The organism is Mesorhizobium sp. M2C.T.Ca.TU.002.02.1.1 (assembly GCF_003997225.1).
Map to the genome: position 1 here is coordinate 1 of NZ_RZTO01000608.1, position 3841 is coordinate 3841.

A 3841-nucleotide genomic window follows, 5' to 3' on the forward strand; every position below is an offset into this window, starting at 1 on the left:
GGCCAGGATGCCGGCCAGCATGCCGGACGCGACGGAGGCCGGGATCTGCGCGATCAGCCTGGTCAATGGCTTGAACAGGCCGGTGGCGACCAGAAGGACGCCGGTGACTATGAAGGCGCCGACGGCCTGCGGCATCGTGAAGCCGCTGGAGGCCGCGATCAGCGCCAGGCCAGGCGTCGACCAGGCGGTGATGACCGGCATCTTCGTGCGCCAGGACAGCCACAGGCATTCGATCGTCATGGCCAGGCAGATCGCGGTGACGCCGCTCGCGGTCTCGATCTGCGTGGCGCCGACCGCCTTGGCGGCCGCGATGACGAGAGCCAGCGTGCCGCCGAAACCGACGATCGCCGCGACGAAGGCGGATATCGGGATGGAGATGCGCATCGCTCAGGCGGCCCGCCTGACCATGTCGCCGACGACCCGTTCGAGCATCTCGAGATCCTCGGGGCGGGACAGGCGATGGTCGCCGTCCGGGATCAGCGACAGCGTCACGTCGTCGGCGGGCAGCATCGCGGCCAGCTTCAGCGCATGGCCGGGCGGCACATCCGGATCGGCAAGGCCCTGCAGGATGTGCACCGGACAATGCGTGTCGATCGGCCCGGTCATCACCCGGTTGGCGCGGCCGTCCTCGATCAGCGCGCGCGTGTAGATATAGGGTTCGTCCGAATAGTCCGACGGCTCGGTGAAGAAGCCTTTTTCCTTGAGATCACGCCGCTGCGCGTCGGTCAGCACCGGTTCGATCAGTTCGACGGTGAAATCCGGCGCCGGGGCGAGCAGCACCAGGCCGGCCACACGGTCTTCGCCCGCCTTGCGCAGTTCCTGCACCATGCGCAGCGCGATCCACGCCCCCATCGAGGAGCCGACCAGGATCTGCTTGCCCTTGCTGAACCGGCGAAAGACGGCAAGGCTCTCGGCCAGCCATCTGGAGATCGTGCCGTCGGCGAATGCGCCGCCCGACTCGCCATGGCCGGAATAGTCGTGACGCAGATAGGCATGACGCTCGCGAGCGGCCCAGGCGGCAAGCGTCTCGGCCTTCGTGCCCAGCATGTCGGATTTGTAGCCGCCGAGCCAGACCACGCCGGGCGCCGCGCCAGGCGACTGCCTGACGGCGATATTCGACCCGTCCACATCGATGAAAACCGGAGCGCTGGCGGCCATGAGCTTGTCCCTTCGGCCGGTCTTTTGGCACAGGCAGGGGTTCAACGAAAAGTGCTCGCGGCGTTTCTTTGCTTGGTGCAGACAATTGCCAGGCGGCAGGTGATTTTCCGACGCGACTATGCTATTGACTCACGCCCCGCGCTCACCACATAGGCGCGTCCACCTATTTCTTGTCTAAAGAAACCCTGAACGAAACGGCCGAGGAGACCACGACCATTCGCAGACCTTTCAAAGCAGCGGCACCCACCAAGGACGGGCCGCGCTCCAACCGAGACATCCGGGTGCCCCGGGTCCAGCTTATCGACGCCGACGGCCAGAACCGTGGCGAAGTTTCCATCAACGAAGCGCTGCTGCTGGCCGAAGAGGCCGGGCTCGATCTCGTCGAGATATCGCCCAACGCGCAGCCCCCCGTCGTCAAGATCCTCGATCTGGGCAAGCTGAAATACGCCAACCAGAAGAAGGCGGCCGAAGCGCGCAAGAACCAGAAGGTCATCGAGATCAAGGAGATCAAGATGCGCCCGAACATCGACAGCCACGACTACGAGACCAAGATGAAGGCCGTGCGGCGCTTCTTCGAGGAAGGCGACAAGGTCAAGCTGACGCTGCGCTTCCGCGGCCGCGAGATGGCGCATATGGAGCTCGGCATGCAGCTTCTGAACAAGGTGCGTGAGGAAGTGTCGACGATCGCCAAGGTCGAGGCGGAGCCGAAGCTCGAAGGCCGCCAGATGATGATGGTCCTGGCGCCGCGCTAAATCCCGCCAGAATCATGGTGCAAGGCGTCCCGACGATCGGCGGGGCGCCTGTTTTTCATCCGATCGCAAGCACCTCGACGATCGCTTTGCGATCGCGAGCAAATCGACGATCGGCTTTTGCCGATCGCGAGCAAACGATCGGGTTTGGTCATGACCGACGAAGTGAAGTCTCAGCCCGCCAAGCAGACGGAAGGTCTTGGCGGCTATCAGCATATGCGCCGGATCGTGCTGGCCGTGCTGATCGTGGTGCTGTTTGCCGCGCTTCTGTTCGGTCAATCGTCCTTTCCGCCGGACACGCCGATGCACGAGTCGATCGAGATGTTCGGCGTGCTCTTGATCTTCCTCGGCATTGTCGGGCGGCTGTGGTCGACGCTCTATATCGGCGGGCGCAAATCGGCCGAAGTGGTCACCGGCGGTCCTTATTCGATCACCCGCAACCCGCTCTATCTGTTCTCGACGGTGGCGGCTGCCGGCGTCGGCGCGCAGATCGGCTCGTTCAGTGGCATCATCCTTTTTTCGCTGCTCTGCGCCGGCGCCTTCCACATCGTCATCCTGCGCGAGGAGCGGTATCTGAAGGAGGTGCTAGGCGCGCCTTATGCGGCCTACCTGTCCCGAGTGCCGCGCTTCTTCCCGAATCTCCGGCTCTACCAGGAAGGCGACACCGGCAGCTTCAAGCCGCGTCTCTTGTTGAACACGCTGCTCGACGGCCTGGTGTTCCTGGTCGCGCTGCCGGCCTTCGAGCTGATCGATGGCATGCAGCAGTCGGGGGTGCTGCCGGTGTGGTTCACGCTGCCGTAGGAAACGGTGCACGGCGAGGACAGCGCGTCGCACGGCGAGGTGTTGCACATAGGCCGTCTTTGATCTATAGGACCGCCGTTCCGCGTATCGGCCCGGAAATCATCCTTGATTTACGGAAAGCACGATACGCAGAGCAAGAAACAAAAACCGCCCGGCAGGGCATGCCGTGGCGGTTTCATTTGCTTTTCGGGCTTTGGTCGGCCCGAAGCGAAAAAGAAGCGCGATGGTGCGCCACCAATACGGAGTAGCAAAATGCCCAAGATGAAGACCAAGTCGGCCGCCAAGAAGCGGTTCAAGATTACTGCCACCGGCAAGGTGCTGTCGGCTGCCGCCGGCAAGCGCCACGGCATGATCAAGCGTTCCAACAAGTTCATTCGCGATGCCCGCGGCACGATGGTTCTGGCTGAACCGGACGGCAAGAAGGTCATCAAGAATTTTCTGCCGAACGGCCTCTGAGCATTCGGTCTGGACAGCGTTTTAAGGAGATCATGACATGGCACGCGTAAAGAGAGGCGTCACCGCCCACGCCAAGCACAAGAAGGTCCTGAAAGCCGCCAAGGGCTTCTACGGCCGCCGCAAGAACACCATCCGCATCGCCAAGCAGGCGGTGGAGAAGTCGCTGCAGTATGCCTACCGCGACCGCAAGAACCGCAAGCGCTCGTTCCGCGCGCTGTGGATCCAGCGCATCAACGCGGCGGTGCATGAGCATGGCCTGACCTATGGCCGCTTCATCGACGGCCTCAACAAGGCCGGCATCGAGATCGACCGCAAGGTCCTTTCGGACATGGCCATCCACGAGCCGCAGGCTTTCGCCGTGCTGGTCGGCAAGGCCAAGGTCGCGCTCGAATACCTGAAGAACACCACGCCGAATGCTTTTGAGAGCGCTGTCGCCTAAGCCAGCGCTTCCCAAGCATTTTTAGTACTGATTTGGGGAACCCGCGCTGGCACGGCTGGCGCGGGTTTTTCTTATGCCTGCTGCAACAAGAATCGTACTGCGAAACGAAAATCGTGACGCACGCTGATGACAGCCACCGATAGAAAGAATTCGCCGTGAACGCCACCGCTGGAAATCTTGAAACCCTTGAAGCTTCGCTGATGGCCGACATCGCGGCGGCTTCGGACGAGGCCGCGAT

At 62.6% G+C, this 3841-nt stretch carries 6 protein-coding genes; 4 read left to right on the top strand and 2 right to left on the bottom strand.

What is annotated here, in order from left to right; genetic code table 11:
* On the bottom strand, positions 1-384 hold a 384-nt coding region (locus EOD07_RS25960), incomplete at its 3' end, for a benzoate/H(+) symporter BenE family transporter (protein ID WP_206519557.1).
* Between the two features lie 3 nt (positions 385-387).
* Complete coding sequence (locus EOD07_RS25965) at positions 388-1158, bottom strand: alpha/beta hydrolase (protein WP_127237445.1); 771 nt, start codon at positions 1156-1158, stop codon at positions 388-390.
* 215 nt (positions 1159-1373) lie between these two features.
* Here EOD07_RS25965 and infC point away from each other — a divergent pair, with 215 nt between their 5' ends.
* The 4 genes from infC (at position 1374) to rplT (ending at position 3603) form a co-directional block, all read left to right on the top strand.
* Positions 1374-1910 carry a translation initiation factor IF-3 gene (gene infC, locus EOD07_RS25970; RefSeq protein ID WP_041009911.1) on the top strand — a complete coding sequence of 179 codons (537 nt, stop codon included), beginning with the start codon at positions 1374-1376 and terminating at the stop codon, positions 1908-1910.
* Positions 1911-2060: 150 nt separating this feature from the next.
* Positions 2061-2708 (top strand): isoprenylcysteine carboxylmethyltransferase family protein, encoded by a 648-nt coding sequence (locus EOD07_RS25975; RefSeq protein WP_127237446.1) that lies wholly within the window; start codon positions 2061-2063, stop codon positions 2706-2708.
* 252 nt (positions 2709-2960) lie between these two features.
* Complete coding sequence (gene rpmI, locus EOD07_RS25980) at positions 2961-3164, top strand: 50S ribosomal protein L35 (protein WP_027166935.1); 204 nt, start codon at positions 2961-2963, stop codon at positions 3162-3164.
* 37 nt (positions 3165-3201) lie between these two features.
* Positions 3202-3603: a 50S ribosomal protein L20 gene (rplT, locus tag EOD07_RS25985; protein ID WP_127237447.1), complete on the top strand. Its 402-nt coding sequence runs from the start codon at positions 3202-3204 to the stop codon at positions 3601-3603.
* Positions 3604-3841: the final 238 nt, after the last annotated feature.